Source organism: Caballeronia sp. AZ10_KS36, assembly GCF_023631105.1.
Taxonomy (GTDB): Bacteria; Pseudomonadota; Gammaproteobacteria; order Burkholderiales; family Burkholderiaceae; genus Caballeronia.
Genome location: NZ_JALQDQ010000025.1, coordinates 280618 through 303200 on the forward strand (window position 1 = coordinate 280618; position 22583 = coordinate 303200).

The 22583-nt window shown below is 64.2% G+C and carries 18 protein-coding genes and 1 pseudogene; 4 read left to right on the plus strand and 15 right to left on the minus strand.

Annotation, left to right across the window (positions count from 1 at the left end; genetic code table 11):
- Window positions 1-74: 74 nt before the first annotated feature.
- The 7 genes from NCR35_RS16710 to norR form a co-directional block, all read right to left on the minus strand.
- Window positions 75-878, minus strand: coding sequence for a c-type cytochrome (locus tag NCR35_RS16710; protein ID WP_250535233.1), 804 nt, complete (start codon window positions 876-878; stop codon window positions 75-77).
- Window positions 875-2500: a b(o/a)3-type cytochrome-c oxidase subunit 1 gene (locus NCR35_RS16715; protein WP_250535234.1), complete on the minus strand. Its 1626-nt coding sequence runs from the start codon at window positions 2498-2500 to the stop codon at window positions 875-877. The genes NCR35_RS16710 and NCR35_RS16715 overlap by 4 nt, the downstream gene beginning before the upstream one ends.
- Window positions 2490-3056, minus strand: coding sequence for a cupredoxin domain-containing protein (locus NCR35_RS16720; RefSeq protein ID WP_244850173.1), 567 nt, complete (start codon window positions 3054-3056; stop codon window positions 2490-2492). Before NCR35_RS16720 ends, NCR35_RS16715 begins: the two co-directional genes overlap by 11 nt.
- Before the next feature lie 18 nt (window positions 3057-3074).
- Window positions 3075-3233: a hypothetical protein gene (locus tag NCR35_RS16725; RefSeq protein ID WP_244850170.1), complete on the minus strand. Its 159-nt coding sequence runs from the start codon at window positions 3231-3233 to the stop codon at window positions 3075-3077.
- A gap of 13 nt (window positions 3234-3246) precedes the next feature.
- Entirely contained in the window at window positions 3247-4515 is a 1269-nt protein-coding gene (locus tag NCR35_RS16730; RefSeq protein ID WP_502801687.1) for a c-type cytochrome, read from the minus strand.
- Between the two features lie 11 nt (window positions 4516-4526).
- Window positions 4527-5216 carry a c-type cytochrome gene (locus tag NCR35_RS16735; protein WP_502801695.1) on the minus strand — a complete coding sequence of 230 codons (690 nt, stop codon included), beginning with the start codon at window positions 5214-5216 and terminating at the stop codon, window positions 4527-4529.
- Between the two features lie 373 nt (window positions 5217-5589).
- The gene (norR, locus tag NCR35_RS16740) at window positions 5590-7179 is read right to left on the minus strand and encodes a nitric oxide reductase transcriptional regulator NorR (protein ID WP_250535235.1); all 1590 of its coding nucleotides are present in this window, start codon (window positions 7177-7179) and stop codon (window positions 5590-5592) included.
- 119 nt (window positions 7180-7298) lie between these two features.
- Here norR and hmpA point away from each other — a divergent pair, with 119 nt between their 5' ends.
- Window positions 7299-8483, plus strand: coding sequence for an NO-inducible flavohemoprotein (hmpA, locus tag NCR35_RS16745; protein WP_250535236.1), 1185 nt, complete (start codon window positions 7299-7301; stop codon window positions 8481-8483).
- Window positions 8484-8597: 114 nt separating this feature from the next.
- Here the strand turns inward: hmpA and oxlT are convergent, their stop codons facing one another.
- The 8 genes and pseudogenes from oxlT to NCR35_RS16790 form a co-directional block, all read right to left on the minus strand.
- Complete coding sequence (gene oxlT, locus NCR35_RS16750; protein WP_250535237.1) at window positions 8598-9911, minus strand: oxalate/formate MFS antiporter; 1314 nt, start codon at window positions 9909-9911, stop codon at window positions 8598-8600.
- A 342-nt stretch (window positions 9912-10253) separates the two neighbouring features.
- Entirely contained in the window at window positions 10254-11651 is a 1398-nt protein-coding gene (locus tag NCR35_RS16755; protein WP_250535238.1) for an OprD family outer membrane porin, read from the minus strand.
- A 160-nt stretch (window positions 11652-11811) separates the two neighbouring features.
- Complete coding sequence (gene oppF, locus NCR35_RS16760; protein WP_250535239.1) at window positions 11812-12801, minus strand: murein tripeptide/oligopeptide ABC transporter ATP binding protein OppF; 990 nt, start codon at window positions 12799-12801, stop codon at window positions 11812-11814.
- Complete coding sequence (locus NCR35_RS16765; RefSeq protein ID WP_250535240.1) at window positions 12794-13792, minus strand: ABC transporter ATP-binding protein; 999 nt, start codon at window positions 13790-13792, stop codon at window positions 12794-12796. Before NCR35_RS16765 ends, oppF begins: the two co-directional genes overlap by 8 nt.
- Window positions 13793-13795: 3 nt before the next feature.
- A complete protein-coding gene (locus NCR35_RS16770; RefSeq protein WP_250535241.1) occupies window positions 13796-14686 on the minus strand; it encodes an ABC transporter permease in 891 nt (296 codons plus the stop codon).
- Between the two features lie 10 nt (window positions 14687-14696).
- Complete coding sequence (locus NCR35_RS16775; protein ID WP_250535242.1) at window positions 14697-15617, minus strand: ABC transporter permease subunit; 921 nt, start codon at window positions 15615-15617, stop codon at window positions 14697-14699.
- An 18-nt stretch (window positions 15618-15635) separates the two neighbouring features.
- A pseudogene (locus tag NCR35_RS16780) lies at window positions 15636-17266 on the minus strand (peptide ABC transporter substrate-binding protein).
- 346 nt (window positions 17267-17612) lie between these two features.
- Window positions 17613-18083 (minus strand): VOC family protein, encoded by a 471-nt coding sequence (locus NCR35_RS16790; RefSeq protein ID WP_250535244.1) that lies wholly within the window; start codon window positions 18081-18083, stop codon window positions 17613-17615.
- A gap of 181 nt (window positions 18084-18264) precedes the next feature.
- Between NCR35_RS16790 and NCR35_RS16795 the strand changes: the two genes are divergently transcribed.
- The 3 genes from NCR35_RS16795 to NCR35_RS16805 all read left to right on the plus strand — a co-directional run bounded on the left by NCR35_RS16795 (window position 18265) and on the right by NCR35_RS16805 (window position 22553).
- Window positions 18265-19026 (plus strand): SDR family NAD(P)-dependent oxidoreductase, encoded by a 762-nt coding sequence (locus tag NCR35_RS16795; RefSeq protein ID WP_250535245.1) that lies wholly within the window; start codon window positions 18265-18267, stop codon window positions 19024-19026.
- 58 nt (window positions 19027-19084) lie between these two features.
- A complete protein-coding gene (ggt, locus tag NCR35_RS16800) occupies window positions 19085-20818 on the plus strand; it encodes a gamma-glutamyltransferase (protein ID WP_250535246.1) in 1734 nt (577 codons plus the stop codon).
- Between the two features lie 334 nt (window positions 20819-21152).
- Window positions 21153-22553, plus strand: a complete 1401-nt coding sequence (locus tag NCR35_RS16805; protein WP_250535247.1) for an NCS2 family permease — start codon at window positions 21153-21155, stop codon at window positions 22551-22553.
- The last annotated feature ends 30 nt before the right edge of the window (window positions 22554-22583 follow it).

The window sequence follows — 22583 nt, forward strand, 5'->3', positions numbered from 1 at the left end:
GGTCCACGATACAGAAAGCATCCGGGCGCGGCAACGAAGCCCCTGCGCCCAGGGCGGCGATTCCGCGCTGCGGCCTACTGCTTGTTCAACTCGCGCGCGTAGTAGGCGGACGCGGCGTCGATCTCTTCCGGCGTCATGTTGCGCGCGACGTTGCGCATGACTTCGTTGATGTCGTTGGTGCGCGTGCCGTTGGCGAACGCGATCAGTTGCGCCTTCGTGTACGCCGCCGGTAAGCCGTCGATCCACGGACTGCCCGCCTTGTTGTCGATACCGCCGTGACACGCCGCGCACGGCGCGACATTGCGCATCGGCGCGCCGTGGGAGACGATGCCCGGCGCGAGCGAATCGCTGACCTTGCGCTGCGCGGGCGGCCTTGGCAGGCTCGCATAGTAGGCGGCGAGATCGCGCATGTCCTGGTCGCTCAGGTTCACGGCCATCGGCGACATCACGGCATTGGTGCGCGCGCCCGTCTGAAAATCCATCAACTGCTTGTAGATGACCGACGCATACTGCCCCGCGAGGTTGGGCGAATTCGCTTCGCTCATGCCGCGTTCGCCATGACACATCGTGCAGCGCAGGGCGAGCGTCGCGCCGCGCCCGATGGAGTTCGCGCTCGCGTGCGCGAGCATTTGCGGCGTGACTTCGACGGCGGACAGCTTGATTGTCGGCTGGACGGTCGTGTCACCGCTGTACCATGCGCGCGGCACGCCCGCCGCGCTGCAGATGGCGTTCCACACGCCGGTGAACGAGGCATCGCGCTGGGCGGACGGCAGCCACACGAAGCCGATCAGCGCCGATACCGCCGCGATGCCGACCGTACCGATCACGCTCGTCGCGAACCAGCGGTTGCGGAAGGTGAAGAGGCGTTCCTCGCTCATCGCTGCGCTCCGATGGGAACCGCCGGCACGGAGGTATCGGAGCGCGCCACGAGCTGCGCGATCGGATAGCCGTAGTTCACGAGCGTGAGGCCGATCATCAGCGCGAGCCACAGCCCGAAGCTGTTCAGCGCGACCGGAACGGTGCGCGGCTCGTGCACCGCGCGGCTGAAGCGGAATTCTTCGACGCTCACACGCGGCGCGCCGTGCGCCCGTATCAGCACGACGAAGAACAGAATGGCGGACACGACCAGAATGAACCCGCCGATGGTCGAGATCACGACGGAGGCCGCCTGCGCCGCGATTTGCGGATCGCTGTAATCGTAGAAGGCCATGCGCCGCGGCATGCCGAGAATACCGGTGTAGTGCCACGGGAACGTCAGCACGATCATGCCGATGAACCACAGCCACAACTGCCAGCGCATGAGCTTCACGTCACGCAGCGCGCGGCCGGTGAGATGCGGCCACAGGTCATAAGCGATCGCGAAGTACATGATGACGATCGCGCCCGCGAAAATCAGATGGAAGTGGCCCGTGACCCATTGCGTGTTGTGCACGGTCGAATCGAGCTGGTAACTCATGTTGATGAGACCGCCCGCTCCGCCGAAGCCGAGCATCACGAATGAAAACGCGACGGCGAGCATCATCGGGTTGTCCCACGGCAGCGCGCGAATCCAGCCGAGCGCGCCGCGGCCGCCGCGCAGCCGCGCCGCGATCTCCACCGACGCGCAGATGGTGAACACGGTCAGAAGCGTCGGCACGGCAACGAGCGCGGTGAACACCGAATGCATGAACTTGAAGCCCGAGCCCACTTGCGGATCGGCGAACAGATGGTGAATGCCGATCGGCATCGACACCACGAGGAACAGGATGAACGAGATGCGCGCCATCGCGTCGCTATACAGACGCCCGCCGATGGCGCGCGGAATGATCGTGTAATACGCGATGTACGCGGGCATCAGCCAGAAATAGACGATGGCGTGCAGCGTCCACGAGAAGAAGACGCGGGCGAGACCGGCGTCGATGGTGCTCTTCCAGCCGATCGCCACCGGCAGGATCATGAACAGCACTTCGATGGCCGCGCCCACTGCCGTCCAGCCCCACAGATACGCGCCCGCGACGGTCGCGAACATCGGCAGCGGCACGGTCTTGCCGGGGTTGTCGCGCTTCCATGCATGCAGATTCACCGACATCAGCGCGACCCAGATCCACGATCCGACGACCACCAGCACCACGCCGAGATAGTAGAACGCGTTGCCGATCATCGGCGGATAGAAGGTGTAGAGCACGGAGGCGAGGCCCATCGCGACAGGGATCATCGCCATCACGGAGCCGACCGCGACCAGCCAGAAGCCGAGCCACGCCCAGCGCACGCCCACGAGAGCGCGCTTGAGCGCGAGCTCGCTCACCGCGTAGCCGAAGCCCATCGCGATGAGCGTCGGGAACACGTAGCCCATCGCGGAGCCGTGCGCCGTCACGGAGCGATAGTAGATCTCGGGATTTTGCAGCCCGATGAACAGCGGACTGCGCGCGAACATCTGCCATGCGCCGAGCAACAGCGCGACGCCGAAGGCCGCGAACGCAAGCCAGAAGTGCGCGAGGATAAGGCGCTTGCTATTTAACACAGGACAGTCTCCGCGAATTGGCCGGCAGCTTGTCGGCCATCTGCATGAATTCGGCGCGATCGATGACCTTCACATGCGCCCACATGCCGTGGTGCCCGACGCCGCAGAACTCATGGCAGGGCATCAGATGGTCGCCGGGTTCGTCGAACGTGGTCTTGAAGGTCGAGACATAGCCCGGCTCCAGCATCGAATTGATATTGGTCTTCGTGATGAGAAAGCCGTGCACGACATCCGAACTCGTGGCGCGGAACGTGACCGGCACGCCTGCCGGCACGAGCAGGCATTGCGGCGTGAACGAGTACTGCTGCGCGACGACGCGCACCGTCACCGAGCCGTCGGCCTCGGGCGCCGTGCCGAGATTGCTTTCGACGAATTCGCCGGACACGTGCAGCGTTTCCGGCCGCACGGTCTCGACGCGCGAGGGCGGCATCATCGCCCAGTGCAGGCCGGTGTAGACCACCATCGCGACCAGCACGGCGACGATGGCGAGCACGAGCATCGCCCAGCGTTTCTCGACGCGCTCCGCGACTTCATGTGAACCTGGATTGATGGCCATATAACGCTGCTCAATGAGTCACTGGATCACGCCGCGAGGCAGAAACACGGCAAAGTAAAAGACAAACCAGCTGCCGATCACAATGGCCGTCGCGATGCCCGCGAGCGCGAGCGCCCCGCCCGGCCCGCTGCGCACGATTTCGTCGAGTCTTGCGTCTTCGTTCGGATCGTCGTTCATGGTCGTGTCGAGACTAGTAAAGAGGCGCAGAGCGCAGTTCGTTGACTTCCTTCACGGAGACCGGCGCGCCGTTATTGCCCCACGTCGTGCGGATATACGTGACCACGGCCGCCACTTCCACGTCCGACAGCGATTGCGCGAACGGCGGCATGCCATAGGGCTTCGGATTCTTGAACGTGCCCGGCGGATAGCCGCCATTGAGCACCATGCGAATCGGGTTGACCGCGGAACTCATCACGATCGACTGGTTGTTCGCGAGCGGCGGAAAGTGCGGTGGCTTGCCCTGCCCCTGCGCGGCGTGACACACGGCGCATTGGGCGTCGTAGATCTTCTTGCCGAGCGGCGAGAGACTCGTGCGCTGCTCGACCACAGCCTGCGTCGGCGGCTCCGACTTGTCGCCGGCGCGCGCGGGCAGCGCCTTCAGATAGACGGCCATCGCGCGCACGTCTTCTTCGCTCAGATACTGCAAGCTGTCGTAGACGACTTCGGCCATCGGGCCATACACGGCGCCGCGGTCGGAGACGCCTGCATGCAGCAAGCCGACGATGTCGTCGATGCTCCAGTTGCCGAGTCCCGCTTCCTTGTTCGACGTGAGCGAAGGCGCATACCAGTTTTGAATCGGAATGAGGCCGCCCTCGAACGCCTTCGAGCTGACGTTGCCGCCGAGCGCGTTGATCGCGGTATGGCACATCGAGCAATGCCCGAGACCTTCGACCAGATACGCGCCGCGATTCCATTCGACGGACTGCTTCGGATCGGGCTGATACTCGCCCTGCTTGAAGAACAGCGACCGCCAGCCGATCAGCAGCTCGCGCCGGTTGAACGGGAAACGCAACTCGTGCTGACGGTTCGGCTGATGCACGGGCGGCGTGGACATCAGGAACGCGTAGATGGCATCCGAATCGGCGCGCGTGACCTTTGTGTACGACGCGAACGGCATGGCCGGATAGAGCAAGGAGCCGTCGCGCGAGCGGCCCGTGTGCATCATGTTGTAGAACTCGTCGGCGGTCCATGAACCCAGGCCCGTCTCCTTGTCCGATGAGATATTCGGCGTGTAGAGCGTGCCGAACGGCGTCTCCATCGGACGGCCGCCGCCGAAGGTCTTGCCCGCCGGCAGCGTATGACACGCGATGCAATCGCCCGCGCGAGCCAGATACTCGCCGCGCTTGACGGTGTCGGCATCGGCGCTCTTCGCCTGCGCGAGCGCGTTGCCGGCCGGCACGGCGCACGCCGCGAAGAAGACCGCTACGGCAAGCGCCCCAAGTTGGTTGAAACGAAGCACGTCGGCCCTCTCTAGTGTTGGACGCTGCCGCACGCGAGCGGCATCTTCAGCGAGCCGGCGGCGACGGGCGTCGGATTGGCCGGCGCGGGCAGCGAAGCCAGATAGGCGGAGATTGCGGTGATGTCCCGCTCGCTCAGAAGCTGGGCGACCTGCCGCATGCAGTCCGGCGCGATGGTCGAGCGCGTGCCGTAGCGCCACGCGCCGAGTTGCGCGCTGATGTAGTCCGCGTGCAGGCCGAGCAAGCCGGGGATCGCCGGCTCCATGCCGGTCATCGACGCGCCGTGGCAACTGACGCACGCCGGCACCTTGCCCGAGGCATCGCCCTTCATGACGAGCGTCTTGCCGAGATCGAGCGTCTTTGCATCGACGGTGACGGCGGACGGCGGCGGGAACGGCGGGCGCTCGGCGGCGAAATAATCGGCGATCTCTTTGAGATACGCATCGGGCAAGTACGCAAGCAGGTAGTTCATCGGCGGATACTTGCGCCGGCCGTCGCGAAACGCGAGCAGTTGGTTGTACAGATAACCGGCGGGCTTGCCCGAGAGGCGCGGAAAGTAATCGTTGTCCGTGCCCTCGCCGTGCGCGCCGTGGCACGCGGCGCAACCCATGACGCGCGCCTGCATGGTGTCGGGCGCGCGTTCGAGAGGCGCGTCCGCGGCGCACGCCTCGATGCCGCAAAACGTGAAGAGCGCCGAAATCAGGAACAAGGCGCTGCGCTGAGCCACGTTTCCCACGTATCCCCCGTTTCAGGTTGCCGTTTTCGTTTGGACGCGCGGCCGGTCGCATGCAATGGGTCGCATGCAATGGACGGCGGCGCTTTTCTTCAAAGCTGAAGGTCTTGCCGGTGACGGGCTGTGCTTGGCCTTTCAGATGTTAGGAGACGCGCTTCGTTTTCTCCAGCCCTGAGATTGTCTCAATACATGCGATCGATGCGCGTGACAAGACAGCACAAAACTTTGCGTTTGATCAAAGAGGCGCATTATTTCGAGATGCTCAACCAAGCGGTTGACGGTCTCTGCGGCGCTTAGGGATTGGCTTTGCGGGGATGGTCGCGCTTTTCGAGATTCGGGTCGTTCATTTGAGCCCGAGGCGTCGCGCGAGCCGGTTCAGGTTCGCCCGGTCGATGCCCAACTCGCGCGCGGTCGATGCCCAGTTCTGCTGGTTGCGCGCGAGCGCATCCAGAACCAGCGTGCGTTCGTATGCCGTGACGGCTTCGCGCAAGCCGACAGCGGCGGGCGCATCCGATGCGATCGGCGCAGGCGGCGCGACGCTCGCCGTATCGCCGATGCCGAAGTCGGCTGCGGTCAGCGTCAGAATGCGCGGCCGTTCGCGATGCCCCGCGAGCGCCTTCAATGCGCTTCGCCCGATCAGGTGCTCCAGTTCACGCACGTTGCCCGGCCAACGATACGCAAGCAGCGCGGCCTGCGCATCGGCGGAAAGCCGCAGGCCCGACAGGCCGAGCCGCGACCGGTTCTCCTCCAGAAAGTAGCCGGCGAGCAGCAAGATGTCGCGGCCACGCTCCCGCAACGGCGGCACGACGAGCGGATACACCGACAGCCGGTGATACAGGTCCGCGCGAAAACGCCCGCCGCGCACTTCTTCGGCCAGATCGCGATTCGTTGCCGCGATCAGCCGCACATCCACGCGATGCTCGCTATCGGAGCCGATGCGTTGCAACTGGCCGTTCTGCAACACCCGCAGCAGCTTGGCTTGCACGGCAAGCGGCAGTTCGCCGACTTCATCGAGGAACAGCGTGCCGCCGTCCGCCAGTTCGAACTTGCCGCGCCGGTCCGACGACGCGCCGGAGAACGCCCCGCGCACATGTCCGAAAAGTTCGCTTTCGACGAGCGTATCCGGCAGCGCCGCGCAGTTGAGGCTCACGAGCGGCTTGTCGGCGCGCGGCGAACGCGCGTGAATCTCCGAGGCGACCAGTTCCTTGCCGACGCCCGTTTCGCCGGTAATCAGCACGGTCAGGTCGCTCGACGCCACGATGCCGATCTCTTCCAGCAAATGCCTCTGCGGCGCGCTCCTGCCGATCATCTCGCGGCGGCGCGGGCCGCTCGCCTGCCGGTACACCTCGGCGCGCTGTCGTTCCGCCTCGCTCGTGCGCGCCAGCCGGTCGATGCGTTCGGCGACGCTCACGGTCGCCGCCGTAAGACTCAGAAACGCCTGTAGCGAAGCCATGTCGATGCCGTCGAAGCGCGCGGGATCGAGCGCATCGAGCGTCAGCACGCCCCACGGACGTCCGCCGATAAAGAGCGGGCTGCCGAGGCAATCGTGCACTTCGAGGTGTGCGCCTGCGTGCTTGACGAGGCCGTCGTAGGGGTCGGGGAGACTGGAATGTGCGGGAAAACGCGTCGGCTCGGAGCGCGCAAGAATGCGCGCGAACCGCGGATGGTCGCGCACGAGAAAGCGCCGGCCGAGCGTGTCGCTCGACAGACCGTCGATGGCGAGCGGCACCAGCGTTTCGCCGTCGAGCCGCAACAGCGCGGCGGCATCGCTCGGAAAAAGCGCGCGGAGCGTGCTCAACAGCCTGCGGTAGCGCTCGGCCTCCGGAATGTCCTGCGACAAGTCTTCGATAAGCGGCACGAGGGCATCGAGGAGGACGCGCGAAGTCATTGCGACTACATCGGCAGTCTTTTGGACCAGAGTCGAATCGACCATAACGCTGCGTAAGCCATTGAAAGTATGACAATTCTACACTGGCATAGAAGCTGTATAGAAAGACAGCATAAACCGCCTGCGGAGCTTGCCGGCTCCGCCCCTTGTCACGAGGACCAACCATGCTGTCAGCAGAACACCGAGCCATCATCAAAGCTACCGTGCCGCTTCTGGAAAGCGGCGGCGAGGCGCTCACGCGCCATTTCTACGCCACGATGCTGAACGAACACCCCGAAGTGCGCCCGATGTTCAATCAGGCGCATCAGGCAAGCGGCGCGCAGCAACGTGCGCTCGCCAACGGCGTGTTGATGTACGCGCGGCATATCGACGAACTCGACAAGCTCGGCGGCCTCGTCGGGCAGATCATCAACAAGCACGTCGCGCTGAATATCCAGCCGGAGCATTATCCGATCGTCGGAAGCTGCCTGCTCCGGTCGATCCGCGAAGTGCTCGGCGCGGACATCGCGACCGACGCCGTCATCGAGGCGTGGGCCGCTGCTTATGGCCAGCTGGCCGATCTGCTCATCGGCCTGGAGGAAGGGATTTACAGCGAGCGCGAGCACGCGCCCGGCGGATGGCGCGGCACGCGGCGCTTCGTCGTCGCGCGCAAGGTCGCGGAGAGCGATGAGATCACGTCGTTTTATCTCGTGCCGCAGGACGGTGGCAGTCTCCTCGATTTTCATCCGGGGCAGTACATCGGACTGCGCGTTTTCATCGACGGCGAGGAACTGCGTCGCAACTATTCGCTGTCGGCGGCGCCGAACGGCCGCGAATATCGCATCAGCGTCAAGCGCGAGAAGGACGGCAAGGTGTCGAGCTTTCTGCACGACCGGATTCACGAACGCGACACGCTCGATCTGTATCCGCCCGCGGGCGACTTCAAGCTCGAACACAGCGACAAGCCGCTCGTTCTGATCAGCGGCGGCGTGGGCATTACGCCGACGCTTGCGATGCTTCACGCGGCGCTCGCCACGACGAAGCGCCCGATTCATTTCATCCACGCGGCGCGGCACGGCGGCGCGCATGCGTTCCGCGAGACGATTGACGAACTCGCCGCGCGTTACCCGCAACTCAAACGCTTCTATTGCTATGAGAATCGGCGCGACGGCGACAGCGAGCCGCACGGCGTCGGCTTCGTGAACGAAACGCTGCTCGACCAGTGGCTGCCTGCGAACCGCGATGTCGATGCGTACTTCCTCGGCCCGAAGTCGTTCATGAAGGCGGTGAAGAAGCATCTGAAGGCGCTCGGCGTGCCCGAGGCGCAGAGCCGCTATGAGTTCTTCGGCCCGGCTGCTGCGCTCGACTGAACGACGCTTTGCGTTGCGTTGCGTTGAGAAGACGGACCCGCGCCGGGCAACGGCGGGTCCGTGTTTTCGTCCTGAGCGCCAAGGGATCAGGCGCGGCCCCTCTGCCGAGATCGCCTACTCTTTCAGCGGCGCATACCCCATCTCCCGCCCGAGCTCGCGCGCATGCTTTTGTGTGTGCGCGCTGCGCATCGGCTTGAGCACGAAGAGCGCGAGGAGCGCCGCGAGTGCCGCCATTCCGGCCGCGAGCATGAAGACGGCGTGCCAGCTTCCCGTCGACTTCGTGAGAACGCTCGAAAACGGCACCAGGAGGGCCGCCGTGCCCTTTGCCGTGTACAAGAGGCCCGCGTTGGTCGCCGCGAACTTCGGGCCGAACGTATCGCCGCAAGTCGCGGGGAAGAGACTGTAGATCTCGCCCCACGCAAAGAACACGATGCCGGTCAGCACCACGAACGCCGTCGGGTTGTGGCCGAAGTTGGACAGCGCGACGATCCCCACCGCTTCTATCGCGAAGGCGAGAAACATCGTGTTCTCACGCCCTATCCTGTCCGATACCCAGCCGAAGAACGGCCGCGTCAGACCGTTGAGCACACGGTCGATCGTCAGCGCGAAAGTCAAGGCCGGCAGCGTCAGCCCGAGAATCGACACAGGCGAATCCTGCAATCCGAAGTCTTTCGCGATCGGTCCGAGCTGGGCGGTCGCCATCAGTCCGCCGGCCGCCATCATCACGAACATCGCGTACATCACCCAGAAGATGGGCGACGCCAGCACCTGCTTCGGGCTCGCGTTATAGACGGCGCGCGTGACCGTGCTCTTGACCGCCGCCAGCAACTGAGCGGGCGGCGCATACAGCGCCATGCCGAGCAAGAAGACGACGAGTCCCTGCCCGAGCCCGAACCAGAGGAACGTCGCTTCATAGCCGCTGGATTTGATCATGTGCGCGATGGGCACGACCGTCGCCGCCGATCCCATGCCGAAGCCCGCCGCCGTGATGCCCGCCGCGAGGCCGCGCCGCGTCGGGAACCATTTGAGCGCGTTGCCGACGCACGTGCCGTACACGGCGCCTGCGCCCACTCCGCCGATCGCAGCGGCGAGATACAGGAGCGGCAACGAGGACGCCATCGAGTTCATCGCCCAGGCAATCGCGCAGAGGACGCCACCGCCGACGACCACGGGGCGCGGGCCGTACTTGTCGACGAGATAGCCTTCGATCGGCACAAGCCACGTTTCGGTGACGACGAAGATCGTGAAGGCCACCTGAATCGCCGCGCGGCCCCAGTGATATTTCTCGTCGATCGGATTGACGAAGAGCGTCCATCCGTACTGCATGTTGGCAATCATCGCCATGCAGATGACGCCAAAAACCAACTGCACCCACGGCGACGCGAGACGCGACGCACCCACCTGGCGGTTTATCCGGTCAGTTCCCATGCCTGTCTCCTTGGCATTGCTGCCTTGTGTCATCGGACGTCGAGCGACGCCTCCTGCGACCGCGCAAACGCGCCATCGCATATACACAGTATTTGATATATCTAGTAAGTCAAGCGAAAGAAACGGCGGGGTTTCCACTTAGGACAACGCGGGCTGTAAGCAGATGAAAGCGACGATCCATCGGGCGATGGCGAAAAAAAAGCCCGGCAGTCACGAGGCTGCCGGGCGATGGGCGTGGGCGAGACATGGCAATCCGCTGCACGCACTCTCTTTATAGATGAAAGCGTATCGTAATGTAAAGAGCGGTCTTTGTAGGGTAAACGCTCGTGACGGATGGATCAGTTAGAAGACGTTGAACGGCACATTCACCATGAGCCGATAAATGTCGCTCGTTCCGTCGGAGTAATACTTGTTGCCCTGGTGATGCATGTAATAGAACTTGACCGACGTGTTCTTGAACTTGCCGTCCGGCACGGTGTAACTCGGAATAATGCCGAATTCGTGATGCGTGCCGTGCACGGGCTGTCCGTTCACGACATAACTGCTCGCGTTGACCGTGCCGCTATTGGCCATGGCACTGCCGTCGGCACCCCAACCATAAGCGACCCACGTCGTCACCTTGAAGCCGGGCATACCGTAGTCCTTAAGATTGAGCGAATACGAAAGGCTCACGGACTTTTCGTGCGGCTGGTTGTAGTCGACATCCAGCGAGTTCGACAGATAATCGCCGCCCGACTCGTGCATGTAGTCGAACATCTGGTCGCCGAGAATCTGCTGGAAGGCGAATTGCAGCGTATGCGCGCCATGCGTGCCGGCGAGCGCGAGGCTATAGGCATTGTTATTGATCGGCCCCTGACGCTTGTCGCCGATGGCGCCTGTGTAGTAATAGTTCAGCGCGCCGGTCCAGCGCACCGACTTCGCGTCGCCGATGCTTTGCGTCGCCGAAAGATAGTACTGCTGCCACACGTTATTCGCGATGCTGCCGTACAGCGTGACCGCCGTATCGTCGCCGCGCGTCCAGTCGCCGCCGAAGTACGTGAACTGCGAGATGTGCTTGCCGCCATATTCCGTCGAGAGCCCCGTTACGGTCGTCATGCCGCGTGAAATCACGCCATCCACCGTGCCGGCCTTCAGCGTGAGGTTCTTGAACTCGTCGCTCGCGAGCGAGAAGCCGCGATACGTCGGCGGCAACGCGCGATTGTCGTGCGGCACGAGGAACGGGTTGTCGAAGAGTTGCTGGCCGTATTTGAGCACGGTGTTCGACACGCGCGCCTTCACGTCCCACACGCCCGGATACGCCCACGCGAGCTGGTTAGCGCCGCCGCCGTCCGTGCCCACGTGGACGCGGGTGCCCGCCCCGTTGCCGCCGTTCAGCTTGAACGCGCCGAACATCGACACGTCGCCGCCAAGCCCGATCAGCCCGCGCGTGAAGCCTGATTCGAACACGGCCTGCGCGCCGAGCACCCACGCGTCTTTCTTCTCGGCGCCCTTCGGTTCGAAATGTTCCGAGAAAGAGCGGCCGAGCACGTTGAAATGCGAGTCCTCGATAAAGCCCTTCGACTTCGCCTGACTGCTCACGGGCGCATCGGCTTCGGTATTGGGCGGCGAACTCGGGACGGTTTCGGTATGGCGTGAAAGCGGCTCGGTATCGGCTTCCTGGCCGTATGCGGAGACGGTTGCGGCCATCGCGCTACTGAAAAGCAAAATCGAAAGTGCGACTGAAAGTTTTTCTTTTTTCACGAAAATTATCTCCAACGACTGACTCAACCTGCGGACTACAAACCAACTCTCAAAATCGACGGCTGCAACAAGCCGCGCCCGGCGACCGAAGCAGTCGGGACGATCGACGCGCGCTTAGGATTGCTACGCGTGCATGTCGCGGGCTATGGAAACTTGCGCATCAGGCGAAGAAGCACGCGGCCGACGCGCCGTTATCGAGCGCGCGCAATGCGGGCGATTCCACCGCGCATCGCGCCTCGGCCATCGGGCAGCGCGTATGAAACACGCAGCCGGAAGGCGGATTGATGGGACTCGGGATATCGCCCGACAAGATCTGCACGATCTTGCCGCGCTCGACCGCCGGATCAGGCACCGGCACCGCCGAAAGCAGCGCCCGCGTGTACGGATGCCGCGGCGTCTCGTAAAGCGCCTGCTTGTCGGCAAGCTCCATCACGCGGCCCAGATACATGACCATCACGCGGTCCGAGATATGGCGCACCACTGCGAGATCATGCGCGATAAAAATAAGCGACAGCCCCATCTCCGACTGCAACGACTTCAGCAGATTGACGATCTGCGCCTGAATGGAAACGTCGAGCGCGGAAACGGGTTCGTCGCAGATAACCAGCTTCGGCTCCACGATGAGCGCGCGAGCAATGCCGATACGCTGGCACTGCCCGCCCGAAAACTCGTGCGGATAGCGGTTGATCATCTGCTCGCGCAGGCCGACTTTCGCCATCATCGCGCGCACGCGTGCCTGGCTCTCCTGCTTGCCGATGCCCGGCCGATGCTCGGTCAACGGTTCCGCGATGATCTGCCCGACCGTCATGCGCGGATCGAGCGATGCGAGCGGGTCCTGAAAGATCATCTGCACGTCGGCGCGCGCCGCGTGCCATTCGCGCTGCGAGGCCCGCGTGAGATTCGCGCCCATCCACACGATGTCGCCGCTCGTCGCCGGAATCAGATTCAGAATGGCGCGCGAAAGCGTCGATTTCCCGCAGCCCGATTCGCCGACCACGCCGAGCGTTTCACCGGCGCGCAGATCGAAGCTCACGCCGTCGACGGCCTTCAGCGTGCGCGCTGGCGCCCACGGCAGCCGGCTCTTCGCCTTCACCTGAAAATGCACGCGCATGTCGCGCACGGAAAGAATGGTGGATGCCGCGTCAGACATGGCTCGCCTCCCGATAACGCGTCTTGAGTGCATCCAAGGGCCGATGGCACGCGCGCAGCCAGTGAGCGCCGTCGACTGCCGCGAGCGCGGGCGCGCGCTCGGCGCATTCGGCGGCGGCATCGGCGCAACGTTCGTGGAACGAACAGCCCGCCGGCGGATGCGCCATGTTCGGCGGATTGCCGGGAATGCCGGTGAGCTCGCCGCCCTGCTGGTCGAGGCGCGGCAACGCGCGCAGCAAGCCGATGGTGTACGGATGCGAGGGCTTCGCGAACAGCGTGGCGGCGTCGCACTGCTCCATCACGCGGCCGCCGTACATCACCATGACCTTTTCGCACAGGCCGGCGACGACGCCGAGATCATGCGTGATCAACACGATGGACGTGCCGAAATCGCGCTGCAAATCCCGCAGCAGTTGCAGCACCTGCGCCTGCACGGTGACGTCGAGCGCGGTGGTCGGCTCGTCCGCGAACAGCACTTCGGGCTCGCAGAGCAAGGCCATCGCGATCATCACGCGCTGCCGCATGCCGCCCGACAACTCGTGCGGATACTGTCCGATGCGATGCGCCGCCTCGGGAATGCGCACCGCTTCGAGCATGGCGATGGCCCGCTTTTTCGCCTCGCGGCGCGTCATGTTCTTGTGCAGTTCCAGCACTTCGGTCATTTGCCGCTCGATCGTCAGGTAAGGATTGAGCGAGCTCATCGGGTCCTGAAAGATCATCGAGAGGCGGTTGCCGCGAATGCGGTTCAGCGCCTTCGCGGACATGCGGAGCAGGTTCTCGCCGCGATACATCGCGCGCCCGCTTGCGCGCCCGTTCGACGCCAGCAGGCCGAGCATGGCAAGCACCGTCTGGCTCTTGCCCGAGCCCGATTCGCCGACGATGCCGAGCGTTTCGCCTTCTTCCAGCGCGAAGCTCACGCCGTTGACCGCGCGAACGGTGGCGTCGTGCGTCGCGAACTCGACGCGCAGATCGTTGATTTCGACTAGCGGCATGGCTCACCTGTCCTTCGGATCGAGCGCGTCGCGCAGCCCGTCGCCGACATAATTGATGCAATAGAGCGTCACCGACAGCAGCCCGGCCGGAAACAGCAAGATCCACGGCGACGCTTCCATGACGCCTACGCCGTCCTGAATCAGCACGCCCCAGCTGGTCATCGGCTCCTGCACGCCGAGCCCGAGGAACGACAGCACCGACTCGGTGAGAATCACGCCCGGCACGGTGACGGTCGTATAGATCGCGACGATGCCGAGCAGATTCCGCACCACATGCCGCGCGATGATCCGCCGCGTCGGCACGCCGATGGCGCGCGCCGCCTCCACGTATTCCTTCGAGCGGATGGCGAGCGTCTGGCCGCGCACCACGCGCGCCATGTCCATCCACGAGAACACGGTGATGGTCAGCACGACGAGATAGAACTCGCGGCCGAGCAGCGTCACCATCAGAATGGCGATGAGCAGGTACGGAATGGCATACATCATGTCGACGAACCGCATCATCGCGTTGTCGACGCGTCCGCCGACGAAGCCCGCAATCGCGCCCCAGACGATGCCGAGCGTCACGGACGTCAGCGTGGCGAGCGCGCCGATCATCAGCGACACGCGCCCGCCCACGAGACAGCGCACGAGCAGGTCGCGGCCGGTTTCGTCCGTGCCGAATAGATGCCAGTGAGCGAACGTGGGCGGCACGCTCATCGCATTCCAGTCGGCGGAATCGAACGCGTTCGGCAAGACCCACGGCCCGACGATGCACGCGAGCGTGATGACGGCGAGCAGCGCGAGACTCACAACCGCCGCCTTGTTGCGCAGGAATCGCGCGCGCGCGTCCTGCCACGGACTGCGGCCCGCGACCGCCTGTTCGAGCACCGGCGCGAGAGAAGCAGATTTCATCGCGCGGCCCTCAATAGCGGATCTTCGGATCGAGCCACGCGTACGCGAGATCGACCAGCAGGTTGAGCAGCACGGCCACGACCGTCACCAGCACGACGAGGCCGAGCACCAGCGTGTAATCGCGATTGGCTGCGCCGTTCACGATCAGCTTGCCGATGCCGGGCAGCGAGAACACGGACTCCGTGACGACCGCCGCGGTGATCGACGAGATCGCGAGCGGCCCGATCACGGAGACGACCGGGATCAGCGTCGGCTTGAGCGCATGACGCAGCACGATGGCGCGCATCGGCAAGCCCTTCGCGCGGGCGGTGCGAATGTACGGCGTGTTCATCACTTCGATGAGGCTTGCGCGCGTGACGCGGCCGACCGTCGCGACGTTGATCATCACGAGAAGCGCGACCGGAAGAACAATGTAGCGCGCGTCCGCCCCGTTCCAGCCGCCCGCAGGCAGCCACTTGAGGCCGATGGCGAAGACGAGAATCAGCACCGGCCCGATGACGAACGACGGAAACGCGTTGCCCGCGTTGCTGACGAGCATCAGCGCGTAATCGGCGATGCTATTGCGCCGCAGCGCCGCGCCAGCGCCGAGCAGCACGCCGATGACGATTGCGAGCGCCATCGAGACGCCACCGATGGCGAGCGACACCGGCAGCGCGCGCAGCACGAGTTCGTTCACGCTCCAGTCGGCGTAACGGAACGACGCGCCGAGGTCGCCGTGCAGCAGGCCGTCGAGGTAGAGCAGATACTGCTTCCACAACGGCTCGCCGAGGTGATACTTCGCCTGCAGGTTCGCGAGCACTTCGGCGGAGACCTTGCGCTCGCCGTCGAACGGACCGCCGGGCGTGGCGTGCAGCAGCAGATAGCAGACCGTCACGACGATCAGGAGCGTCGGCAGCGTGAGCAGCACGCGACGCAGGGCATATGACCACATGAGAGCGTGTCCTTGGCGTCAATGCTTGACGATGTAGAGGTCCTTGCTGCCGTAGTGGTCCGCCGGATTCTTCAGCGAATAGCCGCCGACCGTGCTGCGCACGAGGCGCGGCAGGCCGTATTGCAGAAGCGGCAGCATCGGATAGTCTTCCATCACGAGCCTGGCCGCCTCGGTCAGCAACTGCTTGCGCTTGACGAGATCCGTGGTTTCGCTTGCCTGTTTGACGAGCGCGTCGGCCTTCGGATTGCAGTTGAAGTTGTCGTTCTGCTCGGACTTGCACTGCACGAGCGTAAGGAAGGTCGTCGCGTCGTTGTAGTCCGCCACCCAGCCGTTGCGCGCGATCTGGTAGTCGCCGTCATGGCGCTTCTTCAAGAGCACCTTGAATTCCATCGATTCAATGTCGGTGGAGAGGCCCAGCTTCGTTTTCCATTCCGACGCCGCGAAGATCGCCATCTTCTTGTTGTAGTCGCTCGTATTCATGGCGAAGCGCAGCGTCGTGCCCGGCTTCACGCCCGCCTGTTCCAGCAGCTTCTTCGCTTCCGCGACGCGCTTGTCCATAGGCCAGCTCGCCCATTCATAGGCGGACACGTCCGCGGCGCTCACGCCCTTCGGCAGCAGGCCGTAGCTCGGAGTCTGTCCGTCGGCGGTCACGCGTTGCGCGAGCAGATCGCGGTCGATCACCATGGAGAGCGCCTTGCGCACGCGCACGTCCTTCAGGAGCGGATCGCGGTTATTGAAGCTGTAGTAGCGCGTGCCGAGAACCAGCGAGTTGCGGATATCGTTCGGGAATTGCTGTCGGTATTTGGCATACGTGCCGGTAGGCAACTGATACGTCATGTCGTTCTCGCCCGACTGGAACAGTTTGACGTCCGTGTTCTCGTCCTCGACCGGCAGGTACGTCACCTTCGTCAACTGCACATGTTCCTTGTCCCAGTAGTTCGGGTTCTTCGCAAGCACGAGCTTGCTGTTGACCTGCCAGTCCTTCAACTGGAACGGGCCGTTGCTCACGAGATTGCCCGGCTTCGTCCACTCCTTGCCGAACTTCTCCACCGTCGCGCGATGCACCGGCCCGAGGTTCGCATTCGACATCAATTCGGGCAGGAACGGCACCGGACCCGAAGTCCTGACTTCGACCGTGGCCGCGTCGATGGCGCGCACGCCGAGCGCGCTCACCGGCTTCTTGCCCGCGACGATCTCCGCGCCGTTCAGAAGGAACGGGCCGAAGACGCTCGCGTACGACGACGCCGTTTTCGGATCGATGAAACGCTGGCAGCCGTAGACGAAGTCGTTCGCGGTCACCGTGTCGCCGTTGGACCAGCGCGCGTTCTTGCGCAGATGGAAGATCCACGTCGTCGGGTCCTTCTGCTCCCACTTCTCCGCGACGCCGGGAACGACCGTGCCGTCGCCGTTGGTCGCGGTCAGTCCTTCGAAGAGGTCGCGCGCCAGATTCGCCGCGCCGACCGATTCGACGAGCGCCGGAGCGTCTCCACTTCCGAGCCGTTGTTGCGCACCAGTTCTTGCTTGGCGGCAAGCGTCACGCCGGGCGGGACGATGGCGGCTGCGGCAGGCATCGCCGTGAATACGAAAGCGGCGCTGGCGGCGGTAATTGCCGTGCGATGGAAGGAGCTGAGAGCGGCGAACGACTTCATCGGATTCCTCTTTGTCTCGTTGTAGTGTTTGTTCTGGAAGGCTGCGCGCGCGACCACGTTTAGCGTTTGGGCTAAACGAACGCGCATGCCATTAGTAGTGCCAATGAGCGAGAATCATGCGCCACGCTCGGAACATTTCCGAGCCGCGCTTGATTTGCTTGATGACTGCCGGCGAGTATTTCGCATCGGTCATGCGGATGCCACCCGCAATCGCGCTTGATGACGAAATTTTTCGAAATGTCGCCCGAACGAGCGACTGGGACCGGTGCGAGCCTGCGGCGGCTCGCAAGAACGGACCGCAGCGTGTCGTCGCGCAGATCGCAGCGACGACACGCTAGACCGCAAGTCAGGCGCCGCCGAAGAGACGCTCCGCGCGAGCGCGCAATTCCTCGGGCGATACGTCTTCCTTGTGCGTCGCGATCCACCAGACATGGCCGAACGGATCGCGCAGCTTGCCGCCGCGGTCGCCGTAAAACTGGTCTTCGACTGGCCGCACAATGGTCGCGCCCTCGTCGACGGCGCGCTGCACCACGGCATCGACGTCTTCCACGTACAGATGCAGCATCACCGGCGTGCCGCCGACCGCGAGCGGGCCTCTCACGTCCATCTCCGCGAATTCGTCGCTCAGATAAAACGGATTGCCGCCGATGAGCAGCTCCGCATGCCCGACGCGCCCGCCCGGCTCCTGCATGGAGAAGACTTCGGTCGCGCCGAACGCTTTCTTGTAGAAGTCGATGGCCGCGACGCCGCCCGCCACCGCAATATACGGAATCACGCCATGACGGCCTTCGGGGATGGGATCGACTGGTGCACTCATGAATGCCTCCTGATTCGGCAAGGGTTAGCGGACGCCGCATTCGCCACCGGCGGCGCACTCAAGATGGTGCCGGTTTTGGCGAGCGCCGCAAAGAGCGGCCACCTACCCTTAACAAGTTTTCACTATTCGCTTCATACTCTCGGTCGGAGCACGTCCCACTTCCCCATCAAACGGAGCACTCATGCACGATCTGAAAGGCAAGTCGATCCTCATCACGGGCGCGAGCACGGGCATCGGCGCGGCGGCGGCCCGCGCGTTCGGGCGTTACGGCGCGAATGTCGCGGTGCATTACAACAGTTCCAAGGACCAGGCCGAGGAAGTCGCGAAAGATGTCCGCGCGTTCGGCGTGAGCGCGATCACCGTCGGCGGTGACGTGCGCGATTCGAAGGCGATCGTGGCCGTTGTCGCGCAAACGGTCGATGCGTTCGGCAAAATCGACGTGCTCATCAACAACGCGGGCAGCCTCGTGAAGCGCGAGCCGCTCGAAAGCGCGACCGACGAGCTCTTCGACGACATCATCAACATCAATGCGCGCTCGGTCGTCTCGTTCACGCGGGCGGCGCTGCCTTCGCTGCGCTCGGGCGGCGGCGGTTCGATCATCAACGTGACGTCGGTGGCGGCGCGCAACGGCGGTGGGCCGGGCGCGCTGCTGTACGCGGCGTCGAAAGGCTTCGTCAGCACCATCACGAAGGGCATGGCGAAGGAATTCGCGGCCGACCGCATTCGCGTGAACGCCGTCGCGCCGGGCGTGATCGGCACGCCGTTTCACGACCGCTTCTCGACGCCCGAGCAACTCGAAGGCTTCCGCAAGTCGATCCCGATGGGCTATATCGGCGAGGCGGACGATTGCAGCGGCGCGTTCCTCTATCTCGCGTCGGAGGCGATGTCGCGCTACGTGACCGGCCAGATCATCGACGTGAACGGCGGCCAGTTGATGCCGTAAGGCGCGCCGGCCGTGTTATAAGGCGCTAGTCGATACCGAAGAAAGGAGAATGCAGGAGATGCCGTTGAAACAGGAACACCGCTTTCGGTCCCTCGCGCTGACAGCCGCGGCCGTCGCCGCATTCAGCGTCGCGGGCTTCGTCGAAACGTCGCCCGCGTATGCGAAGACAGCGGACGCACAGCCGCAGGTTTTGACGGCCTCCGCAGTCGCCGTCGCCGACAAGTACGCCGCCGACACCGCCGAGCAAATCTTCAAGCAGGGCGGCAACGCTGTCGACGCGGCCGTCGCCATCGCGTTCACGCTCGCGGTCACGTATCCGGAGGCGGGCAACATCGGTGGCGGCGGGTTCATGACGCTTTACGTGAACCATCGGCCCTACTTCCTCGACTACCGCGAGCGCGCGCCGATTTCCGCCACGCGCAACATGTACCTCGACGACAAGGGCGAGGTCATCAAGGGCATGAGCCTGTACGGGCATCGCGCGGTCGGCGTGCCGGGCACGGTGGAAGGCATGTGGGAAGCGCAAAAGCGTTTCGGCAAGCTGAAATGGAAGCAGGTGCTCGCGCCCGCGATTCAATACGCGCAGGACGGTTTCGTCGTCGACGATCAACTGATCGAGCGGCGCGACCGTGCGTCGAAAGACTTCGCCGGCAAGACGAACTTCGATCTCTACTTCGGCGGCATGAAAGCGGGCGAAGTGTTCAAGCAGCCGGATCTGGCGCAGACCTTGCAGCGCATCTCGGACAAGGGCGCGAAAGGCTTCTATCAGGGCAAGACCGCGGAACTGATCGCCACGTCGATGACCGGACACGGACTCATCACCGCGCGCGATCTGAAGGAGTACAAGGCGGTCTGGCGGCAGCCCGTGGTGGCGAGCTGGAACGGCTATCGCGTGATCACCGCCCCGCCGCCGAGCTCGGGCGGCGTCGGCCTCGTTCAGTTGCTGAAGATGAAGGCCGACCTGAAGGACAAGTTCGAAGGCGTGCCGCTCGATTCCGCGCAGTACATTCACCTCGTCGCGGAGATCGAGAAGCGCGTGTTCGCCGACCGCGCGCAGTATCTCGGCGATCCGGAGTTCTACAAGGTGCCGGTCGCGCAACTGATCGACGACGACTACATCCTGAAGCGCGCGCAGGAAGTGAATCCTGAGGCGCCGTCCGATACCAAGAGCGTGCAGCCGGGGCTCGGCACGTCGATGCCGGAGAAGGCGGAGACGACGCACTTCTCGGTCGTCGACAAGTGGGGCAACGCGGTGTCGAACACGTACACGATCAACGGTTACTTCGGCGCGGGCGTGGTCGCGGAAGGCACGGGCGTCGTGCTGAACGACGAGATGGACGACTTCTCCGCGAAGCCGGGCGTGGCGAACATGTTCGGCGTCGTGGGCAGCGACGCGAACGCCATCGCGCCACGCAAGCGGCCGCTCTCGTCGATGACGCCGACCATTCTCACGAAGGAAGACCAGGTCGCGATGGTGATCGGCACGCCGGGCGGATCGCGCATTTTCACGTCGATCTTCCAGGTGCTGTCGAACGTGTACGACTTCCGGATGCCGTTGCCGGAAGCCGTCGGCGCGACGCGCTTTCACCATCAACTGCTGCCGCCCAACACGATCTACCAGGAGCCGTTCCATCAGCTCGATTCCGAGGTCGTGAAGCAACTCGAGGCGAAGGGCTACACCTTCTCGATGCAGGGCTTCAACGGCGACATTCAGGCGATTCGCATCAACGGCGAAACGCCTGAGCCGATGTCCGATCCGCGCGGGCGTGGCGTGTCGCGCGTCATTCAGTAACGAGGCGCTGGCGCTTTCAAGTTGAAAGCGTCGCCCTCGGTCCGGACTAGGCATTTGCCCTAGTCCGGCTTTCGCCGGTCGCGCTCTTAGGCCCGTCCCCCGCGGGATTCTCAGAAATATAAGAATGCTGGCATGAGCGGCATGTTTCGCGCGGGATTGGACCGCGCGTTTCGTTCCCCTAGTCTCTGTCCTGACCGAGTGCACCATGCGCCGCTGCGCGCGACGCACCCGGCCCATCCAGAACTACATACGAGACGACCCTGACGACGGAACCGCAGTGCGCATCGACGCGCGCACGGGCATTCGTTTCAGCGTGCTGATAAAGGAGCAGCTCATGTTGGAATCCCCCGCCCAGCAGCTTGGCGATATCACGCCCCTCAATCGGGAACAGGATGTTCAGACGGCCAGCGGCGGCGTGCTCGACCGCTACTTCGGCATTTCGCGCGCCGGCAGCACGCCCAAACGCGAAGTCGTGGCCGGCGTCACGACCTTTCTCGCGATGGTCTATTCCGTGTTCGTCGTGCCCGGCATGCTCGGCAAGGCGGGCTTCGATACCAGCGCGGTGTTCGTCGCCGTGTGCCTCACCACCGCGTTCGGCTCGCTGCTCATGGGCGTGTGGGCGCGCCTGCCGATCGCCATCGGCTGCGCCATTTCGTTGACCGCGTTCACCGCGTTCGGCCTCGTGCTCGGCAAGGGCCTTTCGCCCGCCATCGCGCTCGGCGCGGTGTTCCTGATGGGCGTCGTGTTCACGGCCATTTCCGTGACCGGCGTGCGCTCGTGGATTCTGCGCAATCTGCCGACGGGCGTCGCGCATGGCACGGGCATCGGCATCGGGCTGTTTCTGCTTCTGATCGCATCCAACGATGTCGGCCTGATCGTGAAGAATCCCGCGCCGGGCATGCCGGTCTCGCTCGGTCACATCACGGCGCTGCCCGTGCTGATGTCCGTGGCCGGGCTCGCGGCGATCTTCGGTCTGGAGCGCCGGCGCGTGCCGGGCGGTATCTTGCTGGTGGTGATCGGGCTCTCGGCGATCGGCCTCGTGATCGATCCGGCCGTGCGCTTTCATGGCGTATTCGCGTTGCCGTCGCTGTCCGCGCCGGGTCATGCGTCGCTGATCGGCGCGATGGACATCAAAGGCGCGCTCTCGATGGCCGTGCTGCCGAGCGTGCTCGCCCTCGTGATGACCGCGGTATTCGACGCCACCGGCACGATCCGCGCGGTCGCGGGCCAGGCGGGCCAGATCGACGCGAACGGACGCATCGTGAACGGCGGCCGCGCGCTGACGGCGGATTCGATCAGCTCGATCTTCTCGGCATGTTTCGGCGGCGCGCCGGCGGCGGCGTATATCGAATCGTCGGTCGGCGTGGCGGCGGGCGCGAAAACGGGCCTCGCGGCGAGCGTCGTCGGCGCGCTCTTTCTCGCGGTGATGTTCCTCTCGCCGCTCGCGAGCCTGGTGCCCTCTTACGCGACGGCGCCCGCGCTGATGTACGTCGGCTTGCTGATGCTCGGCAACGTCGCGAAGCTACACATGGACGACACGGTGGACACGATGTCGGGACTCGTCTGCGCGGTGTTTATCGTGCTGACGGCGAACATCGTGACCGGCATCATGCTCGGCTTCTGTACGCTGGTGATCGGGCGCGTGGTCGCGGGCGAGATCCGCAAGCTGAACGTGGGAACGGTGGCGATCGCGGCGGCGCTCGCGGTGTTCTATCTGGGCGGCTGGGCGATCTAGACGCGGTGCGTTGAAACGACAAAGCCCCGG